Here is a 24,563-nt window from a genome sequence, read left to right on the forward strand (position 1 = left end):
TGCGGGAGTGGCGGAATTGGTAGACGCGCTGGATTTAGGTTCCAGTATCTTAGGATGTGAGAGTTCAAGTCTCTCCTTCCGCACCATGTTCTTAATTAGAACTAAAACTCATCCAAATTTAGAGTTGGGATATCGCCAAGCGGTAAGGCACCAGGTTTTGATCCTGGCATTCCCAGGTTCAAATCCTGGTATCCCAGCCAATTTGCACACTTTTTTGATTGCCCCCACATTAGCTTCAAAATCACTAATATTTTTACTTTTATAATCCAATACCACATTTTTTCAGATATAAAAAAAAGACCCAAATTTGAGCCTTTTCATCAACTAACTAAGCTCACCACTTATTGCGTATTTTAATACCCAGTTTTTTACCGGCCCTGTATTATTAGCTAACTTTAAAAATGTGCTGCGCGCCCATTTTAATGGGGCTATTTGGTTTGAGAAACCAAAGTAGCAAGCATCCATCATACTCATCATTAATAAATTAGCGTTACGACGACTACGTTCGTACTCTTTAAGCATTAGCGGGCAACCTACATCATCAGCTGTACGCAACACTTCAGCTAAGGCAGCCACATCTTGAAAGCCTAAATTAACGCCCTGTCCTGCCAGAGGATTAATGGTGTGCGCCGCATCACCCACTAAAACGAGTCGCCCTTGTGAATAATTATTAGCATGCTGCCTTGCTAGAGGAAATATAGCATGGCTTTGTACTTCAAAATCACCAGCGAGCTTGGGAAACTTTTCAATAATATGAGCTTTTAATGCGCTAGGTTGTAGGGCTTTAAATGCTTTGAGGGTATTTGCATCGTCATACCAAATTAAATTTGCATAAGGTGCTTGCATAGGTAAAAACGCAACAGGCCCTGTAGGTGTAAACTGCTGCCATGTTTTAACTTGTTGTGGTGCATCGAGCTTTATTAGCACGCCCATACAATGCTGCTGATATTGCCACCCAGTTATACCAATATTGGCTTTGCTACGTAATTGTGATTGCCCACCATCGGCTGCAATGACTAAATCAGCAGTATAGCTTTGTTCGTTATAGTGCAAGGTAATGCTATCAGGGTTTTGCTCTATTGCAGTTAAAGCCGATGAAGGATTAATCATTTCAATATTATGCTGCCCAAATTGCTGCCATAAGCTTGCTTGAATTAACTTATTCTCGATTAAATGACCTAAATGCGTGGTATTGATGGCATGGCAATCAAATAATAAATGATCGTTACCACGCTCAAAAGCTTCTAATTGCTCATAGGGAGCGAGTCTATTTTCGCGCAGCAATGGCATAGCACCAAGCTGATCAAGCAGTTTTTCCGAAAAGCGGTTAATAGCTGATACACGTATATCAACTGCATCACTACTAAGCACTAGTGATGCATCTATTGGGTGTTTTTCAATAACACGTACGGCTTTACCTTGTTGCGCTAATTTAATAGCCATAGCGGCACCAACCATGCCGCCGCCTACTACAATTACATTATTTTTAGCCATGTTTTTCATCATTTTACTTCTGACTTAACTCTACTTTGATTGTATCGTAATTAGTTTGCTCTGTGTGAGCGCTTCGCTTAATTCTCTTATTAAACCCATACTATATTGATTTCAGATCACAAACATGAAATCTATACTTGGTTTTGAGCGTGTATCCAGCTAAAATACGCGTCCTTTAAGTCGAGCAAAATTTAATAATTGCGCCACTTATACCTGTTTCTAGCACATGTTTGTGCCACTATCGAATTGAACACGAGGCTATATTTCAATGAGCAAAAAGCTGCATATTAAAACCTGGGGTTGTCAGATGAACGAATACGACTCTCAGAAAATGGCTGATCTTCTAGATGCGACCAACGGCTATCAGCTAACTGAAGAAGCTGCTGATGCTGATGTTATATTACTTAACACCTGTTCAATTCGTGAAAAAGCGCAAGAAAAAGTATTCCACCAATTAGGTCGTTGGAAGTTATTAAAAGATGACAAACCAGACCTAATTATTGGTGTTGGCGGCTGTGTAGCATCGCAAGAAGGCGATTCAATTCGTCAACGCGCGCCGTTTGTCGATGTTATTTTTGGCCCACAAACATTGCATCGTTTACCTGAAATGATCAAACAAGTGCAAGGTAACAAAGGGTCATCAGTGGTTGATATTTCATTCCCAGAGATTGAAAAATTTGACCGTCTTCCTGAGCCAAAAGCAGAGGGTCCTTCTGCGTTTGTATCAATTATGGAAGGATGTTCTAAATACTGTACTTTTTGTGTTGTACCTTACACGCGTGGTGAAGAAGTAAGTCGCCCTGTTGATGACGTGCTATTAGAGGTTGCACAGTTAGCCGAGCAAGGCGTACGTGAAGTTAACTTACTAGGTCAAAACGTAAATGCGTACCGTGGTGATACACACGATGGTGAAATTTGCTATTTCTCAGACCTTATCCGTTTAGTAGCCGCAATTGACGGGATTGACCGTATTCGTTACACCACTTCACACCCCGTTGAGTTTACGCCTGACATAATTGATGCGTATGCCGATGTGCCTGAGCTGGTTGATCACTTACACCTTCCAGTACAAAGTGGCTCAGATCGTGTTTTAAACTTAATGAAACGCGGCCATACTGCACTTGAGTACAAATCAACTATTCGTAAGCTACGTAAAATTCGCCCTAACTTAAGTATGTCGTCAGATTTCATCATAGGTTTCCCAGGTGAAAGCAAGGCCGATTTTGAAGCGACCATGAACCTTATCAACGATATTGGTTTTGATATGAGCTTTAGCTTTATTTACAGTGCACGCCCAGGTACGCCAGCGGCCGATTTGCCAGATGACGTAACCGAGCAAGAGAAAAAAGAGCGCCTGTACTTATTACAAAACCGTATTACACAAATGGCACAGCAAATTAGCCGCCAAATGTTTGATACCGAACAACGTATTTTAGTTGAAGGTCCTTCTAAGAAGAACCCAATGGAATTACGTGGCCGAACTGAAAACAACCGTGTAGTTAACTTTGTTGGCCCACACACAGTGATCGGTCAGTTTGTTGATGTACGTATTACCGAGGCACTACCAAACTCTTTACGTGGCGATTTAATTCGTACAGAATCAGAAATGAACTTACGCCGCGAAATTGCCCCTTCTGCTATTTTAACCAAAGCAGCGAGTGAGCAAAAAACCGAGACAGCTAACGAAATTGGCGTTGCTACTTTCGTACCTTAGTTGCAAAAATTCATTGCGCCAGTTAACGCTGGCGCACTGTAATAGGAAGTAATTTTGAGTAATCAGTTAAAAACATTAGAGATTTATTTAGAACCTGCCGACAACAAACGCCTTTCTTCATTATGTGGCCCGTTTGACGAAAACATCAAACAAATTGAACGCCGTCTAGGTGTTGAAATTATTCATCGTGATAACTTTTTTAAAGTAACCGGTAAACTACACAGTAGCGCTGGCGCGGTAGAGATCTTAAAAAACCTTTATATTGATACTCAGCCTGTACGTGGGGAAATTGGCGAAATTGAACCTGACAACGTCCATTTAGCCATCACTGAGTCTAAAGCGCTTGAGCAAGACACCTCAAGTAGCGCCTACGGCAAAGAAATGATGATTAAAACCCGTCGTGGCGTTATTAAACCGCGTAACGATAACCAAGGCTTGTATGTTGCTAATATTTTGCACCACGACATTACCTTTGGTATTGGCCCTGCGGGTACAGGTAAAACCTATCTTGCCGTTGCGGCGGCAGTTGATGCACTAGAGCGCCAAGAAATACGTCGTATATTGCTCACTCGCCCTGCGGTTGAAGCGGGTGAAAAACTTGGCTTTTTACCCGGTGATTTAAGCCAAAAAATAGACCCTTACTTACGCCCACTTTACGATGCCTTATTTGAAATGCTTGGCTTTGAGCGTGTTGAAAAGCTGATTGAAAAAAACATCATCGAAATTGCGCCACTGGCTTATATGCGCGGACGCACACTTAATGATGCGTTTATTATTTTAGATGAAAGCCAAAATACCACCACAGAGCAAATGAAAATGTTCTTAACCCGTATTGGCTTTAATTCTAAAGCGGTGATCACCGGTGACATAACCCAAGTTGATTTACCTCGGGGAGCGCGCTCTGGCCTTCGTCATGCTATTGAAGTGTTAGATGGCGTTGATGAAATTAGCTTTAACTTTTTCAAATCGCATGATGTAGTACGCCACCCTGTGGTAGCACGTATTGTTGAAGCCTATGAGCGCAACGATGAACGTGAGCGCCTTAAGCGATTAGAGAAACAACAAGCTAAAGAAGCGCTTGCCGCTCATGAGCAACCTGCGACTAAAGAGTAATACCGTGAAAACAGAACTTGATTTACAAATAGCGTGTGAGTTTGACAACTTACCCAGCCTTGAGCAGTTTGCAATGTGGGCCGATAAAGTACTTAGCCAATACCGCGATGAATCTGAGCTGACCATTGTCATTAGCGATGAAGCACAGTCGCAACAGCTCAATAATGACTACCGTGGTAAAAATAAGCCTACCAACGTATTATCGTTTGAATTTGAAGCGCCACCGGGTATTGATATCCCACTTGTGGGTGACTTAATTATTTGTCCAGCCATCGTTTTGGCTGAGGCGCAAGAGCAAGAAAAGTCATTTCATGACCACTTTGCCCATATGGTTATTCATGGATGCTTGCATTTACTTGGATTTGACCATATAAAGAGTGAAGATGCGTTAGAGATGGAAAGTATAGAAAAGCAATTACTTGCTGAACTAAACATAGCAGACCCATACCGGGACGATATTTAAATAAACGGAGCAATTAGACGTAATGAGCGACGATAACTCGCAATCTAGCCAGGGTTCTTCTGGCAGGACTTGGCTGGGCCGTATAACCCACATGTTGCAAGGGGAACCCCAGAATAGAGAAGAGCTGGTTGAGGTGATTGCCGATGCCCAAGAGCGGGATGTAATCGATCCTGAAACCAAAGAAATGATTGAAGGTGTGCTTGGTGTGTCTGAGCTTAAAGTGCGAGATATTATGATACCGCGCTCACAAATGGTCACTTTGGAAATTGATAGCCCGCTTGAAGAGCATATACCTATGATGGTTGACTCTACCCACTCTCGTTTTCCGGTTGTGTGTGAAGATAAAGACCATGTAGAAGGGATTTTACTCGCAAAAGACTTATTACCTCTCATTTTAAACAAAGATGAGCATTTACCATCGCTACGTGACTATTTACGTCCAGCTATGGTGGTGCCTGAAAGTAAACGGGTTGATACCCTGCTTAACGAGTTTCGTCAGCAACGCTACCATATGGCGATTGTGATTGATGAATACGGCGGCGTATCTGGTTTGGTCACCATTGAAGATATTCTTGAGATCATTGTTGGCGAAATCGAAGATGAGCACGATGAAGAAGAAGAACAACAAGATATTCGTCAACTAGCTAAACATGTTTACGTTGTGCAGGCACTAACGCCTGTAGATGACTTTAACGAGCATTTTAAATCAGGCTATAGTTCGCAAGACGCCGATACTATTGGTGGTACCGTATTACATGCCTTTGGCCATATGCCGAGTCGTGGCGAAACCATTGATATAGACGGATTTCAGTTTAAAGTAACTAATTCTGATAACCGTCGTATATTACAACTGCAAGTCACCATTCCTAAGGCTGATGATAACGACAGTGAAGAAACTGCTAACTAGCCTCACCCTACTAGCAAAAGATAAAAAAGCATGGCTCGCACTGGTTGCGGGCCTTGTTTTGACTTTTAGCTACGCGCCTTTTGGTATTTGGCCAATTGTATTTTTTAGCTTGGCCGCATTATTTTATTGTATCCCTGCAAACCTCACCGGAAAAAACCACGCTAAAACGGCGGCTAAATATGGCTTTATATTTGGTCTAGGCTGGTTTGGTGCAGGCATTAGCTGGGTGCATGTATCTATTGCCACCTTTGGTGGTATGCCACTTATCGCTTCCATTTCGTTAATGGTATTACTGTGCAGCTACCTTGCATTATTTCCTGCGTTGGCGCTGTGGGCAACCACTCGTTTTTCAAACGGCTCTATAAGTTTTGCAGCGCTACTACTCCCTTGTTTTGCGATTAGTGAGTATTTGCGAGCCAACCTATTAACCGGTTTTCCTTGGTTAAGCTTTGGCTATACACAAACCGACAGTCCACTTAATGCCCTTGCTCCTTTTTTTGGTGAATTTGGACTCACGCTATTATGTATTGCCATTGGTTTTGCATTGTACTGCTTAACCCAAAAACAATATAAAGTGCCTGCTATTACCGCTGCTGTGGTTGTTTTAGCTTTTGCAGGTGCACATTTTACAAAGGCACCCCATTACTCCAATAAAGACCTTTCTGTGCTGCTTGTACAAGGTAATATAAAACAACACTTGCGCTTTGACCCCAGTGAGTTTTGGACCACCATGAGTAAGTATCAGGATATGACGCGCCGTCACTGGGATGCTGATTTAATCGTGTGGCCTGAAGCTGCAGTGCCTGAGATAGAAGCGCTTGCCGATTCGTATTTAGCAGGCTTAGACAGTGCCGCCTCATTCAATAAAACTGCATTAGTAACCGGTATTGTCGATTACCAACGCGACACTAAAACCATTTTCAATACGCTAATTGTGGTCGGTAACAAAGAGCAAAATGATGAACACGGTCACTATCGTTACTTAGACAGTAACCGCTATCAAAAACATCAATTACTGCCGATTGGTGAGTTTGTTCCCTTTGAAGACATACTACGCCCCATAGCTCCGTTATTTGATTTGCCTATGTCATCGTTCTCTCGCGGTGATAAAGTGCAAAATAACTTACGCGCGAATGGCTTTAATCTACTGCCCGCTATTTGCTATGAAATAGTCTTTGCCGATTTAGTGCGGGGTAACTACAAAAGCGACTCTGATTTACTATTTACCGTAAGCAACGATGCCTGGTTTGGTGATTCAATCGGCCCCCACCAGCATATGCAAATTGCCCGCATGCGCGCCCTTGAACTACAGCGCCCATTGGTACGTGTTACCAACAACGGCATAAGCGGTGTATATGACCCCATAAGCCAAACACGCCAAACTATGCCACAGTTTGAAGCTACTACTCTCAAAGCCAATATAAAGCTCATACAAGGGGATAGCGTGTATAGCCAATACGGCAATATGGTTGTGTGGGGAGTAATGGTGTTGTTGGGTATGATTGGATTTGGGGTTAGGTTTAGAAAATGAATGGAATTGATAGCTGTCGGTTGTCAGCTATCAGTATATAAATACAACCCCAATAATTTAGTAAGATTTAAACATCAGGGTAATTTTTTATCCATTGATCAGTACACCCTCTTTCAAGATAAATTGAGATTGTTTTCTTTAAAAGACGACTTGTCATGTCCATTAATGCAGTTGTTCCCCCAGTAATTGCATTTTTCTCATAAATATAGCGACTTTCAATAAAGGTATGTCGATATCTTTCAATCAGTATCAATGAAAGGTCGCTTGAAAATTTATGCTTAATTGAAGTTGGTAACGCATTAAATAGATACACCAAATCATGTGCATTTTCTTTTTTATTAAGAACCTTAGCGTTAAATTGATATTTTTCGTTTATTAATCCATCATTGCTTACTACTTTGCAGTTAAAGCTTTTAAGTAATATCTCCAAAGCTAATGCTGCATTAGCTATCGAAATACTAATTGAATGACTCCACATAAGCTCTGATGCCTTCAAATATAGATATGATGTTTCAATCATATGAGGAGCTAAAACCCAATCATAGCTGTCATCGTTCATAGCCTTTCCTTAAAAATAATCTAAATATTTTTATTCTTATAAAACTAGGTTTCTAGTTACTTAATAATTCTTTAATCCCATAATACCAACTAAGTGCGGCGACTGTGCCATGGGTTTCATCTTCAAAATAACGTTGATTTATAACTAAATTATCGCTCGGGTGCGCTTTTAACTTTTTAGCAAACGCTAAACCCCATTGGTAATTTGTTTTACCAATTTCGCCAAACGCTTCGACATTATTTGCAAAGGTAAAATACACATTGCCGTTAAGCTGCTTATTTATAAATTGGTTATCATTAAAATAACGATTGAGGTAGTTATTATCCCACAGATAGGTTGCATCAATAATTAAGTAATCTGTAAATAGCGCATGGTTGGTAAGCAATACATAGCTGGCAAATAAGCCACCGAAAGACTCGCCAATTAATACGCGTTTAGTTGATGTCCGGTAATTTTTATTAATGAGTGGAATAAGTTCTTTTTCAAAAAAGGCGCTGTAGTTTAAGGCGTTGCCGATATTTTCAAATCTTTCTAGGAGTTTACCGTTAAATGTCCAATCAACATTGGTTGGGGTAAAGTCACGCTCTCTTATCGCATTTTTACTATTAGGAATGGCTACTATAATTGCTTGCTGTATTTGCTGCTCTAGCCGGTCCGTACTAAGTGCCTCTACTAGCCCAGCTACGGCTTTTAGATGTGTTTGGTCACCATCGAGCAAGTAAATAACTGGATATACTTTATTAGGGTTTTCATTATAGCTTGGCGGTAAATAAACGCTAAAGCTGCGTTGCTCACCTAAAATAACAGAAGTAAGCTGATGCGTTTTTGCGAACACAATATTTTCTGACGCATACGAAACCGTAATAAAATACAGATTAATAAATACAATTAATAAAGCTTTCATAACCATCCTTGTAATAAGAGCAAAATTAACTTTTAACAGTCTCTTCTACCGTTTGCACATTTACAACTTGGTTAATACTCCCTTTAATAACCACCGTGGCTGATATTTTATCTTGAATAGCTTGTCTGTTTGGGTCCCAGTACACTTGTAAAAAGCCTAACAAGCCGGTGGCAAAACCTGCGCCGTAACCACCGTAGCGGCCAAAACAATCAAGTAAACCCAGCGGTTCACCACTTAATGCAACCACTCGGGTGTTACAGAGCTTTTTACCAGGGGTTTGACCGCGCCATAATAAAGAAAACAGTGTGAAGTACACAGCCGCCCAGCCAAAACCCAAACCTAAATCTTGAATAATACCTTTACCCCACTGCAAAATACTGTGCGTGGTTGTTTGTGCGGGTTTATCTTCTATTAACTGCGCAAGCTTTAATTCATTATTTTCACCAAACACTAATAATTGTAAAAATGCTTTTGCAAGTTGTGGGTTTTGTAAGTCGTCCATTTCGGCTAATTTGGGTACTTGCCCTATCAAATTATCAAGCGCATTTTGTTGGCAAAGTTGCTCACAGCTTTCGTCGGCTGTTTGCACTAAGTAGGCATTTACCTGCTTTTTTTCTATGGAGGTAAGCTGAATGTCATCCTGTATTTTTAAGCCTTTAACAGTTAAGCCTTGAACAGGGTCATCGCCTTCTAAGTAATCTATGCCAATTGAAAGCACAGCAAGAGCGCTTACAAATAAAATACTTGCTGCTACTATTTTTAATATTCTTCGCCACACACTCGACATTTTAGGAAGGTATTGCTGCGCCGTTCCTTTGTAAAAAGCCATCGCAGCAACGAATGCAATAATAGTTGCACTGAGCTTTGCAGCTATGAATATTAATGCAACATCAATAATCATAGCTAATGCGCGCCGAGTCGGCGAAGCCAAAGGCAAGCCAAGTAAAGCATTATCAACCTCAAAGGCATATGGCGTGATCACTTCTCGAGTTTCGGCTTTAGATAACGCTAATTGTTCTAATTCTTGTGCTTTCATTATTATACTTGTTATTAAAATAGGTAACGCGATTAAATTACGCGCTTTTTAATTTTTGCTCAAGCGAATAAAATGGATAACGAGAGTTCACATTGAAAATAGCCGCTAGTAATAGATTAATTCTTAAAAGAGTGAACAATTAATCTATCGTATCGTATTAAATATAAAAGCTACGAGGAAGAGCTTATGACAACCAAACAACTCTCATCACTTTTCGTTTTTCACTTACTGTTTGCCACAACCGAGGCAAACGCCAATGCTCGCTGGTATGTAGTGAATGACTCGGTGATGGGTGGCATTTCTAATAGTCAGGTTTTGTATGAAAACGACAATTTAGTGTTTACAGGCAATGTATCGCTTGCAAACAATGGCGGGTTTGCTTCTATTCGAACGCTATTGGATGTACAAAGCCAAGACATCACTAAAATTATGCTACGTATTAAGGGCGATGGTCAAACCTATCAATTACGTTTAAGAACCAATGAGTACATGGATAGTGCGGCTTATACCCGGTCGTTTAGTACCACGAAAAGTGAGTGGCTTAATATTGAGTTTTTACCTGAGGATTTTCAGCTTACTTATCGCGGCCGCTTACTTGAACAACAACCTACAATTAACTTTAAAGATATAAAGCAGCTTGGGTTTATGATTGCAGGTAAACAAGCGGGAGAATTTAGGCTTGAGGTAGAAAAAATTGAGTTTAAAAACTAACTTTTCTGCGTACATTACAAGGTTAAATAACCTGAACTAATACAGTTAGACTTTGGTTAAATAGTAAAGTCGTCGCCTCGCCTTTTCATTTCGTTGATTACTAGCTCAATAATTTGTTGTTTTATTGCTGCCTGCTGTGACTTTACCTCACTAAGTTGCAGCTCCAATCTATTTATCTCTTCTTGTTGTTGCTCGGTTTTATACTTTTTAGCTCCCATATGCTCAGCATCCATAGTTAAGCGACTATCGCCTTCAGCTGGCCCATATTGGCTATTATCTATGGTTAAACTGCGTTGTACCGTACTCTGCTTAAGCTTATTTACTTGTTCTTGCAATGCAACCACTTGCTGGGTGAAATATTTATATGCCTTTTCTAAATTTTGATATTGCTCAGCAAATGTTGCGTTATCTTCGCTGTATTTTTGAACCTTAGCATCTAAAAACTCTGATAAAACATAGTCAGGCTCTTCCTCTGATTTATCATCAATGTGTTGCTGTTCTGATTCTATTAAAGGCTGATTGTTATAATTAGATGCTTGATATTGAATTGAGGCGGTTGAAATCTTCATTATTTTATCCCTAAAATGAATTTGTCACTATTTTAGGTATCGACTGATATTTTAAATTCTTGAGTAGGATTGACTGATAAGAGCAAATAAAAAAGCCCTACTTGATTAAAGCAGGGCTTAAAGTATTTTTTACCTTAAAATTACGACTCAATAGCCAGTAATTCCACCTCAAAAATAAGCAATGACGCAGGAGGTATACTCCCTACCCGCTTTTCACCATAGGCAAGCTGGTGCGGTATATAAAACTGAAATTTATCGCCCGGGCTCATCAGTTGCAGACCCTCAGTCCAGCCTTTTATAACTTGGTGCAAGCCAAAGCTAATGGGGATTTTACGCTCTACTGAGCTGTCAAATACAGTGCCATCAATTAAAGTGCCGTGATAATGCACTTTCACCATACTCGTTAGACTAGGTGTATTTTCGCTCTGTCCTTTATGGATTATTTTATATTGCAAGCCAGAAGGCGTTTCATGTACGCCTTCAGTTTTTGCATTGGCAATTAAGTAATCACTTTCAATTTGCGCATTAGCGATTGCTTGCTGCTTGGCTTTTTTACTGTTTTTAAAAATCAAAACGCAAAAAATAGCGATAACAATCAGTAAAATAATATTGATCATAACTCCCCTTTTTCATCTTCTGAGTCGTCTTTGTCGTCGCTGTTATCGCCATTAACAATATCAGCAATATCTTTTAATCGTGCTAATGCAATGCCATTCACTGAATCTTCTGGGTACTGCTCATCAATCATGTCACCCGCGTCAATATCCATTAGTAAGTTTAGCGCTTGGTCAACTGTTTCAACGGCGAAAATATTAAATTTACCCAGTTCAACCGCATTCAGTATTTCATCATCAAGTACTAAGTTAACTTGGTTTGATTTTGGAATAATAACGCCTTGCTCGCCCGTTAAACCACGCATTTTACATAGCTTAAAGAAGCCTTCTATTTTTTCATTTACGCCACCGATTGCTTGCACATCACCATGCTGATTAATAGAGCCGGTTAGTGCAATAGATTGGCTTATTGGTAAACTGGTGATCGCCGAAATTAGCGCACAAAGTTCAGCAAGAGAGGCGCTATCACCATCTATATAGCCATAGCTTTGTTCAATGGCAATATTCGCACTGAGTGTTAAGCTAAAGTGTTGCGCGTATTTGTTACCTAAATAACCGGTAAGCAACATTACCCCTTTTGAGTGAATTGCTTTACCCAGCTCAGCTTCGCGTTCCACATCAATAACGCCATCAGCACCCGCATAAACAGTGGCGGTAATGCGTGCAGGTGTACCAAACGAAGTATCACCAATGTGCAGTACCGTTAAACCGTTTACTTTACCTACGGCTTGCCCGTCGGTCGCAATTAAGGTGTGGCCTTCTTTTATATCGCTGAGCATATTTTCACTAATTTGCCCTGTACGGTATTGTTTGCCTTCAATCGCTTCGTCAATATGGCGAGCATCAATCACCGTCAGCTTATCTTGCTTAGCGTAAAAACTAGCCTCAGCCACAAGCTCTAGTACATCAGCAAAACGGGCTGAGAGTTTATTATGGTGCTCAGCTTGGCGATAACTAAACTTAAGCAATCGCACCATTGCTGATTCGTTTAACGTGCACTTTAATGTTTGCTCGCAGTAATCACTGACTTTAGTAATAAACTGATACTGCAGCTTATCGCTGCTTGGTAAGTAATAATCAAAATCGGCAAGTACTCTAAATAACTCGGCAAATTCTTCGTCGTATTCACCGATGGTGTAATAGAGTTCACGTGAGCCGAGTAAAATAATTTTCACATCAAGCGGTATTAACTGCGGGCGAAGCGTAAAGCTACTGCCAACTACACTGTCTTGATAAGGTAAATCATTTTTTATTTGATGCGTTTTTAGCGACAGCTTTAGCCCATCCCACACTTGGGGTTGAGCCATTACTTTTTCAGCATCCATAATTAAATAGCCGCCATTCGCGCGGTGCAATGCACCTGGTTGAATTGATCGATAGCTGGTAATTAACGACCCTTGCGATGTTGCGTATTCAATTTTGCCAAAAATATTACCAAAAGTGGGGTTCGGCTCGTAAACAACCGGTGCCGCATCGCCTTCTTTATATTCGACCAAAATATTAGGCGCAAAAAAGTCGGTAAGCATGCCTTTACGATCAAAGTCTTCTTTGTTTTCTTCGCTTTCGCCTTCATCGTCGAGCCATTCAAGGACGGCATCAATAATTTCTACACGTATATCTTTTAAATAACGCAGTACACCAATATGGCTGGCATATTTATGTTCTAAATCTTTTAATAACGGTTTAGTGGCTTGCTCAGCAGTAGACTTTTTAAGGTTGCGGAGCTTTTCTTTCGACTCGCGTTTCCAGCGCGGTAACTCAATAAGCGCCTCAATGAGGGCATCTTCTAGTTTTTCTATACGCTCAAAAAACATCTCGCGTAAGTCATCTTCAAGATCAGAAAACTCATTATCGGTAAGTTGCTTACCATCAATCAGCGGTGCAAAGCCGACTACGCCTTTTTCTTCAATTAGTGCCACACTTTGTTCAAGTGCTGCTATTTCTACTGCGGTAATTGCGCCGTCGTAAGCATCGTTAAATTCACGGTCTATCGATTTTTTCTTGCGCTGATAGGCTGGGTTATCAAATGCAGCAGGAAAAGTGTCGAGTACTTCATCAATAAATGAGTCAATATCATCGGCTAATTGTTTGCTTTGCCCTGCATGCATAAATAACGCAATAGGCTCACGGTGATCGTCGTAGTTATTAACATATAACCATTCATGCGGTGTTGTGCGCTCTTTAGCGTGTTGTTTTAATTTGTCTTTTACTAAAGTAAAACGCCCGTGTGCCGCCTCTCCCATTACATAAACATTATAACCGGGTAGGTCCATTCCTAAAGAAAAGTCCAATGCACTTTGCGCACGTTGTTGGCCTATAAAGGTAAGTTGCTCAGGGTATGGATTACTCATGCAAGTGTTTACATGGCTCGATGAAATACTCGGTGCAAGATTTGATACGGGTAGTGGCAGCAATTTTTTCGTCATTCTAACTTCTTTTTTTACCAGCATATTCGCTAGGTTTTGGACGTATTGAGTGGCTATATAAGCCACTCAATATTCATATTTAAGGTTGTAAAGCCTGGCGGCTAAAATAGATGCTATCACACTGTGTACACGGAATAATTTGCGTTGCATGATAAACATCGTAACTATGGTTGCAATTCTTACATACTAATGTGCCCATGGCTATCCATTCACCTGCGTGATAAACACCATTATGCTTAAAATCTTCACTTAATGACTGCCATTCAAGTTGTGTTTTGTCTTCAATATGAGAAAGCTCAAACCACAATGACTCTTTAAGCTCCTGCCATGCAAGCGAATTATAGTAGTTGTTATTTTCTTGTAGATGAGAAATGTCACGCATTAGGTAATTTCGATAAAGATAATATTTTTCTTCACCTAAATCTTTAAGTGCCTGCTCGGATTCAATAAATCGCTTTACTGCTGCTTTAACTTCATGCTCTTTTACATCTTTTAACCAATCGGTTAAATCGCTTAGCCATGCTCTGTAATCTGCCATTTTTTACTCCTTCAAAATTGTGAGGGGACTGATATTTATACGGCGCTATTAGCTGTTGATAAAAACAACACCATACAGGCTTTGTTTAGGGTCTGTTGACCTTTTAAGGTTAAATTTGCAGCAGTCTGTTTGGTATTTAGGCAAGGCAGAGCCTATGTGGTGTGGTTATTCCCCATAAATAGGCGATAACGCAGCATCAATGCCAAACAGGCGCTGCCCGAAGGGTTCTGCCTAGGGGTGATTTACTCTTTGTTGCTCGGTTTTTACTTAGCCCACTAGGTTACAAACCTCGCGTCGCGATTAAATCGCCCCTAGTTTGAACAAATTGTAATCCACAAAGATCAACAGACCCTAGCTTAAACCTCAAATACTTGCGTGTAAACTCAACTAAAAAGATTAACAAACGCTAAGTTAAAACTGACTCCTAACATAGATAAGTATAGGTTAACCTGCACTGAAAACTAATTTAGCGGCAAATTTGTAAAAAGCGCCGCTTTGGCGCTGTGAATAACGCTTTATTTGGGGTATCCTATCGACAATTTTTTATTAGTATGCAAGAAGTTTGGAAACGTAAATGCAAGAGCAATATAACCCACAAGACATAGAGTCAAAAGTCCAACGCTACTGGGAAGAAAACCAAGTATTTAAAGTCACAGAAGACGAGAGCAAAGAAAAGTACTACTGCCTCTCAATGTTTCCTTACCCAAGTGGTCGACTGCATATGGGTCATGTGCGTAACTACACCATTGGTGACGTGGTTTCTCGCTTTCAGCGCTTGCAAGGCAAAAACGTAATGCAACCTATGGGTTGGGACGCGTTTGGTTTACCTGCAGAAAACGCGGCTATTAAAAATAAAACAGCCCCTGCAAAGTGGACTTACGAAAATATTGATTACATGCGTAACCAGCTTAAGCAATTAGGGTTTGGCTACGACTGGGATCGCGAAATTGCGACATGCCACCCAGAATATTATAAATGGGAACAATGGTTCTTCACTAAGCTTTACGAAAAAGGCTTAGTGTACAAAAAAATGTCAACGGTTAACTGGGATCCTGTGGATCAAACAGTATTAGCTAACGAACAAGTAATTGATGGTCGTGGTTGGCGTTCAGGTGCGGTAGTAGAACAAAAAGAAATTCCACAGTGGTTTATAAAAATTACCGACTATGCTCAAGAGCTATTAGACGACTTAGACAAACTAGAAGATTGGCCTGAGCAAGTTAAAACCATGCAGCGCAACTGGATTGGTCGCTCTGAAGGGTTAGATATCGAGTTTACGCGTACCGACAATAACGAAAAGTTTAGTGTATACACCACTCGTCCAGATACGTTTATGGGCGTGACATACCTAGCCGTTGCCGGTGGCCACCCAATCGCGCAAGAAGCGGCTAAAAACAACGACGCGATTGCGATGTTTGTTGAAGAGTGTAAAAACACTAAAGTTGCCGAAGCGGATATGGCAACCATGGAGAAAAAAGGCATTGCAACGGGCTTTTACGCCACGCATCCATTAACGGGCGAGCAAGTGCCTATTTGGGTTGCAAACTTTGTATTGATGCATTACGGCTCAGGCGCGGTAATGGCAGTACCAGCGCACGACCAACGTGACTTTGAATTTGCCACCGCTTACGGCCTCGATATTAAACAAGTTATTGCCCCTGCTGAAGGTTCAGAGCTTGAGGTAAACCTTAGCAAAGAAGCATTCACCGAAAAAGGCGTACTGGTTAACTCCGGTGAATTTGATGGCCTTGATTTTGAAAACGCCTTTAACGCTGTTGCCGACAAACTAGAAGCATTAGGTGTAGGTGAGCGTAAAGTAAACTTCCGTCTTCGCGATTGGGGCGTAAGTCGCCAACGTTACTGGGGCTCTCCAATCCCAATGTTGAGCGATGAAAACGGTAACGAGCTTGCTGCCACTGAAGATATGCTCCCTGTGCGTTTACCAGAAGATGTGGTAATGAATGGTGTTACATCGCCAATTAAAGCCGATCCGAATTGGGCTAAAACAACTGTAAACGGTGTACCCGCTACTCACGAAACAGATACTTTTGACACCTTTATGGAATCATCGTGGTATTACGCTCGCTACTGTAGCCCACGCCATGACGAAGGCATGTTAGACCCTGCAGCAGCTAACTACTGGTTACCAGTAAACCAATACATTGGTGGTATTGAGCACGCTATATTGCACTTATTATATTCGCGCTTCTTCCACAAATTATTACGTGACTTTGGTTTAGTTAATTCAGATGAACCATTCGACCGCTTACTTTGTCAAGGTATGGTACTTGCTGAAACATTTTATCGTAAAGATGAAAAAGGTGGCGACATTTGGATTTCGCCAAGTGATGTAAACACCGAAACCGACGACAAAGGTCGCGTAACTAAAGCATGGCATAAAAAAGATGGTGAACCGGTGTTCTCATCTGGCATGAGCAAAATGTCTAAGTCGAAAAACAACGGTATAGACCCACAAGAAGTTATTGCCCAATACGGTGCAGATACAGTGCGTTTATTTATGATGTTTACAGCACCACCAGAGCAAACACTTGAATGGTCAGATTCAGGCGTTGAAGGCGCACATCGTTTCTTAAAGCGTGTGTGGAAATATGCGGTAGATGTTAAAACAGTAGGTTACCAAGCACTTGATAAATCGGCGCTTACTAACCCGCAAAAAGTACTACGTCGTGAGCTACACAAAGCAATCGCAAAAGTGAGCGATGATGTAGAACGTCGTCAAACCTTTAACACCGCTATTGCCGCAATTATGGAGCTTTCTAACAAGCTATTAAAAGCGCCATTAAGTGACACACAAGATGTTGCCATTGCTAACGAGGCACTGGAAGCATTAATAATTATGCTGGCACCTATTACACCGCATTTATCGCATCAATTATGGCAAGACCTAGGTAAAGAAGGTGATATTTTAGATGCGGCATGGCCAAAAGTTGACGAATCTGCTCTTGTTGAAGATGAAAAACTAATCATCGTACAAGTAAACGGTAAGCTGCGTGCAAAACTAACAGTGGCTGCTGATGCTACGCAAGAGCAAGTAGAAGCTTTGGCATTTGCAGAGTCTAACGTGACTAAATTTACTGATGGTGCAACGATACGCAAAGTCATTTATGTACCTGGTAAATTACTTAACGTGGTAGCTAACTAATATGGCTGCTTTAAACGCCATTAAAAACGGACTAGCCTTAGTGCTAGTCTGTTTTTTGTTATCGAGCTGTGGCTTTCATCTTAAAAAAGCATCAAGCCTACCCGATGATTTAAAACAGCTAACTCTGGTGGGGGATGATCAAAAATCTGCTTTATTTAGCTATTTGCAAAGCGAACTGGCTATGAGCGATGTCACTTTAGTGCCTGCAAGTAAACAATCAGCGCAGCTTTATTTATTTAAAGAACAATTAGAGCGTCAAACCTTATCGTTGTTCCAAAATGGACAAGTAGCTGAGTACGAACTGGCATACAGCGTAAGTTATGTAGTAAAACGCCCGAAACAAAAAGCCATCGAAAAACGCTTTGAGTTATACCGTAACTACCAAGACGATCCAGATAACGCACTAGCAAAAGCAAAAGAGCTTGAGCTGCTAATTAGCGAAATTCGCCAACAAGCGAGTCGTCGTATTGTTAGAGAGTTGTCGCAACTATAATGCGTTGTTATGCAAATCAGCTATCGAGTGAATTAAAAAAAGGCTTAAAACCTTTTTATTTGGTTTTTGGCGAAGAGCCTTTTCAAGAAGCGCAATGTGTACAGCTCATTCGCGACACGGCAAAGGCACAAGGATTTGATGAAGTAATTAAATTCACTTTAGCTCAGGGCTTTGATTGGCAAGAAATAATCGCGCAATACCAAAGTATGTCGTTGTTTAGCGCGCGCACTATTATTGAGCTTGATTTAAACCAGCAAAAACCGGGGACACCCGGCGCAAACACCTTTAAAAAAATAGTAGAGCTTGAAAACCCTGATACGATCTTAATCGTAAAAGGCGCTAAGGCCAGTCAAGATGTTCAGCGCGGCGCGTGGTTTAAAGCACTTGATAAGCATGGGTTATTTGTACCCTGTTACCCACTTAGCGGAAATCACTTAAAGCGTTGGCTTGATGAGCAGTGCCAACGTTTGTCACTAAATATTCAAAACGAGGCCAAACTCAGTTTGATTAATGCCACTGAAGGCAACTTACTTGCGTGTTACAAAGAGCTTGAAAAACTAGCATTAATACACGGTGACGCTCTGATCACGCAACAGCTGGTGATGCAAGGACTACTAAACCAAGCTAAGTTTGATATTTTTGATTTAAGTGATGCGCTTTTAAACGGCCACACCGCTCAGGCTATAAAAGTACTTAACAAACTTGCCAGTGATAACACTGAGGTTGTGAGTATCTTATGGGCTATCAATAAAGACCTTAATACATTATTGAGTGTGCAGCAGGGATTATTGCAAGGTGAGTCATTAGCAACCTTATTTAAACAAAAAGCTATTTGGAAAAATCAACAAGCGCCAGTACAAACAGCCATTAACAGGCTAAACATTCATACCCTAGAGAATATTAGCAGTGAACTGGCATTGTTTGATGCAAGTTACAAGCAAGGTGCATTGATTGCCCCTTACCAAGCATTGGCGCATATTTGCATTAAGTTCTGCCAACCGCTCGATATTCCACTTCCCTGCCATAGTAACCGTCAGTAAAGGGAAATACATGATTGCAATTTTTGGTGGTACTTTTGATCCCGTTCATTTGGGACACCTTAATATGGCGCAGCAATGCGTTGCGACCTTTAAATTACACTCACTCTATTTTATGCCCTGTGCAATACCTGCGCACAAAGCAGCACCGGGGATCAGCACCGAGCATCGTATAGCAATGCTTAAAGCCGCAATTACACCTTATGCGCAGTTCAAGCTTGATTTACGAGAACTGCAACGCAACGGCCCGTCGTATTCTTTATTAAGTTTGCAAGAGCTAAGAGCAGAAAACCCCGATACCCCTATTTTATTTTTAATTGGCATGGACTCATTCAACAATTTCGATAAATGGTATCAATGGCAAACAATAACTCGCCTTTGTCATCTGGTGGTGTATCAACGCCCTGGCCAAATTTGTGATACACAGGGTGAACTTAAATGCTATCAACATAACGCTGTTACCACTGATATTGCCTTGCTGCAAAAAACAAATGCCGGACACCTTTACTTTTTAGAGGGGGAACAGCTGGATGCCGCATCCAGCGAGATCCGTCAAGCCCTTAAAAAAAGTACTAAAAAGAGTGAACTATTACCCGACGCCGTGAGTCACTATATTAAGCAGCATCAGCTTTATCAAGAGTGATTGGTATAAACCCCTCAGCGTGTTAAAATAACCGCTATTAAATTTTAAATTGAGACAAAACCTTGGATTCGAAACAACTACTCGCTTTTGCACTAGACAAAATTGACGATATGAAAGCACGTGATGTGATTCAACTTGACGTAACTGGCAGCTCAGACGTAACCGATTACATGATTGTATGTTCAGGCACATCAAGACGTCATGTATTGTCAATTGCTGATAACTTAGCAAAAGAAGCTCGCCACGCTGGTGAAGAGCCATTAGGGTATGAAGGCCAAAGCGATGGTGAATGGGCACTCGTTGATTTAGGTGATGTGATTGTTCACGTTATGCAAGATCAAGCACGTAGCTATTACGATCTAGAAAAGCTTTGGGGCTAATTGCTCCCTATTTTAGACAACGCTTGGAAGTAACGTCGTGAAAATACAAATGATTGCTGTTGGTACAAAAATGCCAGCATGGGTAGAGACAGGTTTTGCAGAGTATCAACGCCGCTTTCCCAAAGATATGGCATTGGAACTCATTGAGATCCCTGCTGGTAAACGTGGAAAAAATGCCGATATAAAGCGTATTTTGCACATTGAAGGTGAAAAAACCTTAGCCGCCATACCTAAAGGCAATCGTATTGTCACACTAGAAGTAACCGGTAAAGCACTGGATACTCATCAACTAGCGAAAAACATGGAAAAGTGGCAACTAGATGGTCGCGATGTCAGTTTATTAATTGGCGGACCTGAAGGCTTAGCCCCAGAGTGTATTGCTGCCTCTGAGCAAAAATGGTCGTTATCAAATTTAACGCTCCCACACCCTTTAGTACGCATTATTGTTGCTGAAAGCCTCTACAGAGGCTGGAGCTTAAATAACAACCATCCTTATCATCGCGAGTAGTTTCTTGCTATGCTAAAACGAAGACCCACCATTCGCGACCACTCCGCAGAAGCTAATTTATTTGCTCGGCGTGCATTCGTGGGTTTTATTTTTATATTAGTCCTTGTAGCAATATTGCTGTCTAACTTGTATAAAATCCAGGTTGATGATCATCAAGATTATCAAACTCGTTCTAATGATAACCGTATAAAAGTTATACCTATAGCCCCCAATCGCGGTTTAATTTACGACCGCAATGGTGTTTTACTAGCCGAAAATAAGCCCGTTTATAACCTTGAGGTGATCCCCGAAGAAGTTGATGATTTAACCGCCTCTTTGAAGTCTATCAGCAAAATCATTGAAATAACCGAGCAGCAACAAGCTGATTTTCTTGATGATATAAAACATACTCGACGTTTTAAAAGTCAAGTCCTCAAAGCCCGTTTAAATGAAAACGAAGTAGCGATGTTTTCAGTAAACCAACATAAGTTCCCAGGCTTTAGTATTGAGGCACGCCTAGCGAGATATTACCCCTTTGGCGATACTTTAACCCATGCATTAGGCTATGTCGCAAAGCTCAATAGAAAAGAATTAAACAAGCTTGAACAACAAGATGAAGCCACAAACTACCGAGCCACGCATGATATTGGTAAACTGGGTATCGAAAAATACTACGAGCCGTTATTACATGGCCAAGTTGGCTCACAACGAGTTGAAGTTAATAACCGCGGCCGAATTATCCGCACTTTAAGTATGGATCCACCGCAAGCGGGTGACGACTTAGTACTTACTCTCGACATTGGTTTACAACAAATAGCCCAACATGCACTTAAAGATATGCGCGGCGCTATTGTGGTAATGGATGCAAAAGATGGCGGCGTTTTAGCGCTGTATTCAAACCCAAGTTATGATCCCAATTTATTTGTGCACGGTATTAGCAGTAAAGACTACAAAGCCTTACTCAACCCTGATCGTCCACTGATCAATCGCACGACTCAAGGTCGCTACGCACCAGCATCGACTGTTAAACCACACATGGCTATTTTGGCATTAGAAGAAAATATAGTGCAAGAAACCACCAGCATGTGGGATCCGGGCTTTTTTCAAATTCCCAACGTAGAGCATAGATGGCGTGATTGGCGACGTTGGGGCCATGGCCATGTGGATGTTTATAAAGCAATAGAAGAGTCATGCGATACCTACTTTTATGACGCAGCCTATCGAATGGGGATCACAAAAATAAGTAACTTTATGGCTCGCTTTGGCTTTGGTGAATTATCCGGTATTGATATTCATGAAGAAACAACCGCTATTTTACCCTCAAAAGAGTGGAAAGAAGCCCGTTTTAAAGAGTCTTGGTGGCCTGGAGATACTATTTCTGTAGGAATTGGCCAAGGTTATTGGACTGCCACCCCCATTCAAATAGCGAATGCCACTAATATTTTAGTTAACAGAGGGATAAATCACCCTCCTCATTTAGTGCAAGTTGCTAAAAAAGAAGATCAAATTACTCAGCTCAATAATGAAGAAAAACCGCCGGTTGTACTCAATAACGAAGATAACTGGCGCATCGCGATTGATGCCATGCATAACACCGTTAAAAAAACTACCGGAACTGCCCATCGTGCATTTAAAGGGGCTACTTATGACCCTGCAGGTAAAACCGGTACTGCCCAAGTGGTGAGTATTGCTCAGGGCGAGCGTTACGACGCCGATGCACTCAAAGAGCGCCAACGCGACAACGCCATTTATATAGGTTTTGCACCGTTTAATAACCCACAAATTGTTGTCTCTATTGTGGTAGAAAATACCGGTGGGGGAAGCTCAGTAGGTGCGCCCATTGCGCGCCAATTAATGGATTACTATTTTGCAGCTAACCCAATCCAATCTTCAGGGGACAAAGCACCATGACAGCTTTACATGATAAGCGCTCTATTTGGCTGCGACTGCATATTGATTTGCCACTTTTTATTGCGTTATTGTTGATGATGGCCGGTAGTATCACTATTGTATACAGCGCCTCAGGGCAAGACTCTGCCATGATGGTTCGCCATATTACGCGAATGGCTGGCGCCATTATAGGTATGTTTGTACTTGCTCAAATTCCACCAGCGACTTTAAAACGCTTAGTTATTCCCATGTATTGCCTAGGATTACTCATGCTGGTTGGGGTACTGCTATTTGGTGTAAGTTCTAAGGGAGCTCAACGCTGGTTAGATTTAGGCATTACTCGCTTTCAACCCTCAGAGCTAATGAAACTAGCGGTTCCGATGATGGTTGCTTGGTATATTGGCCGCCACCATTTGCCGCCGCGTCCGTTACATTTAGTCATTGGCTTTGCCATTGTTATGCTGCCTACCCTACTAATTAAAGAGCAACCTGATTTGGGTACCTCAATTTTAATCGCCAGTTCCGGTGTATTTGTGTTGTTTTTATCAGGCTTGAGTTGGCGTTTAATCGGCTTTTTAAGCTCGGTTGTTGCTTTGGCAGCATGGCCATTTTGGCACTACGGTATGCACGATTATCAAAAGCAAAGGGTACTGACCTTTTTAGATCCTGAGAGCGATCCGCTGGGTTCTGGCTATCATATTATTCAATCAAAAATTGCCATTGGTTCAGGCGGTATCGAAGGAAAAGGCTGGCTGCAAGGCACGCAATCGCAGCTAGAATTTTTACCTGAACGACATACTGACTTTATTTTTTCAGTACTGAGTGAAGAGTTTGGCTTATTTGGTGTGTGTGTTTTACTTAGTTTATATTTATTTATTATTGGCCGTGGACTGTATATTGCGGTTAACGCACAAGATGCGTTTGGTAAACTATTAGCCGGCTCACTCACGCTCACATTTTTTGTTTATATTTTTGTAAATATTGGCATGGTATCGGGTTTACTGCCTGTTGTAGGTGTACCGTTGCCATTAATTAGTTATGGCGGTACCTCGATGGTGACCCTGATGGCTGCATTTGGCATTATTATGTCGATTGCCACAGATAAAAGGATGCTCTTAAAATAATGCGCCTTTACAAACAACTTATAATTATTATTCTCGTTAGCCTCTTTTTAAGTGCATGCAGCAGTTCAAATAGTCGTTACAGCATGCGCCATGATGCGGCGCCGCTTCGTGCACCGACCGAATTAGAAATGCAAGATGCCATTGTTACTCAAGTTATTAAAAGTGCGAGTACCACGCGCCCCTACGAAGTGCTTGGCAAACGTTATACCCCGATGCTCGATGAAACCGGCTATTCAGAAACGGGCATTGCTTCGTGGTATGGCCGTAAATTTCATGGTTATCACACCTCTAATGGCGAAATTTACGACATGTTCGCTATGACCGCAGCTCATAAAACGTTGCCTTTACCTAGTTTTGTGCGGGTAACAAATACGGCTAATGGCAAATCAATTATTGTTCGTGTTAATGACCGTGGCCCCTTTCATGATAATAGAATTATTGACCTTTCTTATGCCGCTGCATACAAACTTGGATACCATAAGTATGGTACAGCAGAGGTTAAGCTAGAAGCCATTACTCTAGCCGATACCCATGCACGAAAAACCTACGTTCAAGTTGCCGCGGGCAGTACCTTAGCCAACATAGAAGCGTTAGCAAGTACACTGCGAGAACAGTATAAGTTACCGACAAATATCGTTGAAAAAGACGCTATTTATAGATTGCACTTAGGGCCAATAAAAGATGCCCAACATGCGCAACAAGTACTAGAAACATTAAAACAAAATCAATTTCAAAACGCGTTCTTGCTTTACACTCAGTAAGCCCTT

The 24,563-nt window shown here is 41.3% G+C and carries 23 protein-coding genes and 2 tRNA genes; 17 read left to right on the plus strand and 8 right to left on the minus strand.

Features of this window, described 5'->3' with window-relative positions; translation table 11 throughout:
* The first annotated feature begins 1 nt into the window (after nucleotide 1).
* Nucleotides 2-86, plus strand: a tRNA-Leu gene (locus BM380_RS10395).
* Nucleotides 87-125: 39 nt separating this feature from the next.
* Nucleotides 126-200 (plus strand) — tRNA-Gln (locus BM380_RS10400).
* A 124-nt stretch (nucleotides 201-324) separates the two neighbouring features.
* Here the strand turns inward: BM380_RS10400 and BM380_RS10405 are convergent.
* Nucleotides 325-1,506: an FAD-dependent monooxygenase gene (locus BM380_RS10405; protein ID WP_028834097.1), complete on the minus strand. Its 1,182-nt coding sequence runs from the start codon at nucleotides 1,504-1,506 to the stop codon at nucleotides 325-327.
* A 256-nt stretch (nucleotides 1,507-1,762) separates the two neighbouring features.
* On the opposite strand from BM380_RS10405, the gene miaB reads away from it, so the two are divergent.
* From miaB to lnt, 5 genes are read left to right on the plus strand one after another with little or no spacing between them, the layout of a single operon-like run.
* Nucleotides 1,763-3,208, plus strand: a complete 1,446-nt coding sequence (gene miaB, locus BM380_RS10410) for a tRNA (N6-isopentenyl adenosine(37)-C2)-methylthiotransferase MiaB (RefSeq protein ID WP_008467975.1) — start codon at nucleotides 1,763-1,765, stop codon at nucleotides 3,206-3,208.
* A 54-nt stretch (nucleotides 3,209-3,262) separates the two neighbouring features.
* Entirely contained in the window at nucleotides 3,263-4,321 is a 1,059-nt protein-coding gene (locus BM380_RS10415) for a PhoH family protein (protein ID WP_008115160.1), read from the plus strand.
* A gap of 4 nt (nucleotides 4,322-4,325) precedes the next feature.
* A complete protein-coding gene (ybeY, locus tag BM380_RS10420) occupies nucleotides 4,326-4,784 on the plus strand; it encodes an rRNA maturation RNase YbeY (RefSeq protein ID WP_008115159.1) in 459 nt (152 codons plus the stop codon).
* 22 nt (nucleotides 4,785-4,806) lie between these two features.
* Nucleotides 4,807-5,691 (plus strand): CNNM family magnesium/cobalt transport protein CorC, encoded by an 885-nt coding sequence (corC, locus tag BM380_RS10425; RefSeq protein ID WP_013465334.1) that lies wholly within the window; start codon nucleotides 4,807-4,809, stop codon nucleotides 5,689-5,691.
* Complete coding sequence (gene lnt, locus BM380_RS10430; protein WP_175527459.1) at nucleotides 5,672-7,222, plus strand: apolipoprotein N-acyltransferase; 1,551 nt, start codon at nucleotides 5,672-5,674, stop codon at nucleotides 7,220-7,222. The genes corC and lnt overlap by 20 nt, the downstream gene beginning before the upstream one ends.
* Nucleotides 7,223-7,289: 67 nt before the next feature.
* On the opposite strand, the gene BM380_RS10435 is transcribed toward lnt, so the two are convergent.
* Genes BM380_RS10435 through BM380_RS10445 form a run of 3 tightly spaced genes read right to left on the minus strand, consistent with a single transcriptional unit; the run spans nucleotide 7,290 to nucleotide 9,721 of the window.
* The gene (locus tag BM380_RS10435) at nucleotides 7,290-7,781 is read right to left on the minus strand and encodes a hypothetical protein (protein ID WP_024601599.1); all 492 of its coding nucleotides are present in this window, start codon (nucleotides 7,779-7,781) and stop codon (nucleotides 7,290-7,292) included.
* A gap of 52 nt (nucleotides 7,782-7,833) precedes the next feature.
* Complete coding sequence (locus tag BM380_RS10440; protein ID WP_033103802.1) at nucleotides 7,834-8,685, minus strand: alpha/beta hydrolase; 852 nt, start codon at nucleotides 8,683-8,685, stop codon at nucleotides 7,834-7,836.
* A gap of 25 nt (nucleotides 8,686-8,710) precedes the next feature.
* Entirely contained in the window at nucleotides 8,711-9,721 is a 1,011-nt protein-coding gene (locus BM380_RS10445; RefSeq protein WP_090494279.1) for an RDD family protein, read from the minus strand.
* 186 nt (nucleotides 9,722-9,907) lie between these two features.
* On the opposite strand from BM380_RS10445, the gene BM380_RS10450 reads away from it, so the two are divergent.
* Nucleotides 9,908-10,432 carry a CIA30 family protein gene (locus BM380_RS10450; RefSeq protein ID WP_090494281.1) on the plus strand — a complete coding sequence of 175 codons (525 nt, stop codon included), beginning with the start codon at nucleotides 9,908-9,910 and terminating at the stop codon, nucleotides 10,430-10,432.
* A gap of 56 nt (nucleotides 10,433-10,488) precedes the next feature.
* Here the strand turns inward: BM380_RS10450 and BM380_RS10455 are convergent, their stop codons facing one another.
* The 4 genes from BM380_RS10455 to BM380_RS10470 form a co-directional block, all read right to left on the minus strand.
* Nucleotides 10,489-11,001, minus strand: coding sequence for a hypothetical protein (locus BM380_RS10455; protein ID WP_064662913.1), 513 nt, complete (start codon nucleotides 10,999-11,001; stop codon nucleotides 10,489-10,491).
* 140 nt (nucleotides 11,002-11,141) lie between these two features.
* A complete protein-coding gene (locus BM380_RS10460) occupies nucleotides 11,142-11,618 on the minus strand; it encodes a BamJ family beta-barrel-assembly machinery protein (RefSeq protein ID WP_090494282.1) in 477 nt (158 codons plus the stop codon).
* On the minus strand, nucleotides 11,615-14,065 hold the full coding sequence (locus BM380_RS10465) for a Lon protease family protein (protein WP_050947019.1): 2,451 nt from the start codon (nucleotides 14,063-14,065) through the stop codon (nucleotides 11,615-11,617). Before BM380_RS10465 ends, BM380_RS10460 begins: the two co-directional genes overlap by 4 nt.
* A gap of 55 nt (nucleotides 14,066-14,120) precedes the next feature.
* Entirely contained in the window at nucleotides 14,121-14,579 is a 459-nt protein-coding gene (locus tag BM380_RS10470; RefSeq protein WP_090494284.1) for a zinc ribbon-containing protein, read from the minus strand.
* A 574-nt stretch (nucleotides 14,580-15,153) separates the two neighbouring features.
* Here BM380_RS10470 and leuS point away from each other — a divergent pair.
* The 9 genes from leuS (at nucleotide 15,154) to BM380_RS10515 (ending at nucleotide 24,557) form a co-directional block, all read left to right on the plus strand.
* Nucleotides 15,154-17,742, plus strand: a complete 2,589-nt coding sequence (gene leuS, locus BM380_RS10475) for a leucine--tRNA ligase (protein WP_024601592.1) — start codon at nucleotides 15,154-15,156, stop codon at nucleotides 17,740-17,742.
* A gap of 1 nt (nucleotide 17,743) precedes the next feature.
* A complete protein-coding gene (gene lptE / locus BM380_RS10480) occupies nucleotides 17,744-18,235 on the plus strand; it encodes an LPS-assembly lipoprotein LptE (RefSeq protein ID WP_016898943.1) in 492 nt (163 codons plus the stop codon).
* Complete coding sequence (gene holA / locus BM380_RS10485; protein WP_090494286.1) at nucleotides 18,235-19,275, plus strand: DNA polymerase III subunit delta; 1,041 nt, start codon at nucleotides 18,235-18,237, stop codon at nucleotides 19,273-19,275. The genes lptE and holA overlap by 1 nt, the downstream gene beginning before the upstream one ends.
* Before the next feature lie 10 nt (nucleotides 19,276-19,285).
* A complete protein-coding gene (gene nadD / locus BM380_RS10490; protein ID WP_090494288.1) occupies nucleotides 19,286-19,915 on the plus strand; it encodes a nicotinate-nucleotide adenylyltransferase in 630 nt (209 codons plus the stop codon).
* A 62-nt stretch (nucleotides 19,916-19,977) separates the two neighbouring features.
* A complete protein-coding gene (gene rsfS, locus BM380_RS10495) occupies nucleotides 19,978-20,295 on the plus strand; it encodes a ribosome silencing factor (protein ID WP_013465348.1) in 318 nt (105 codons plus the stop codon).
* Between the two features lie 37 nt (nucleotides 20,296-20,332).
* A complete protein-coding gene (gene rlmH / locus BM380_RS10500; protein ID WP_002958522.1) occupies nucleotides 20,333-20,803 on the plus strand; it encodes a 23S rRNA (pseudouridine(1915)-N(3))-methyltransferase RlmH in 471 nt (156 codons plus the stop codon).
* 9 nt (nucleotides 20,804-20,812) lie between these two features.
* A complete protein-coding gene (gene mrdA, locus BM380_RS10505; RefSeq protein WP_028834085.1) occupies nucleotides 20,813-22,693 on the plus strand; it encodes a penicillin-binding protein 2 in 1,881 nt (626 codons plus the stop codon).
* A complete protein-coding gene (rodA, locus tag BM380_RS10510; protein ID WP_013465351.1) occupies nucleotides 22,690-23,796 on the plus strand; it encodes a rod shape-determining protein RodA in 1,107 nt (368 codons plus the stop codon). The genes mrdA and rodA overlap by 4 nt, the downstream gene beginning before the upstream one ends.
* Nucleotides 23,796-24,557, plus strand: coding sequence for a septal ring lytic transglycosylase RlpA family protein (locus BM380_RS10515; protein WP_028834084.1), 762 nt, complete (start codon nucleotides 23,796-23,798; stop codon nucleotides 24,555-24,557). The genes rodA and BM380_RS10515 overlap by 1 nt, the downstream gene beginning before the upstream one ends.
* Nucleotides 24,558-24,563: the final 6 nt, after the last annotated feature.

The sequence above is a fragment of the Pseudoalteromonas sp. DSM 26666 genome (assembly GCF_900116475.1).
Taxonomy (GTDB): Bacteria; Pseudomonadota; Gammaproteobacteria; order Enterobacterales; family Alteromonadaceae; genus Pseudoalteromonas; species Pseudoalteromonas tetraodonis.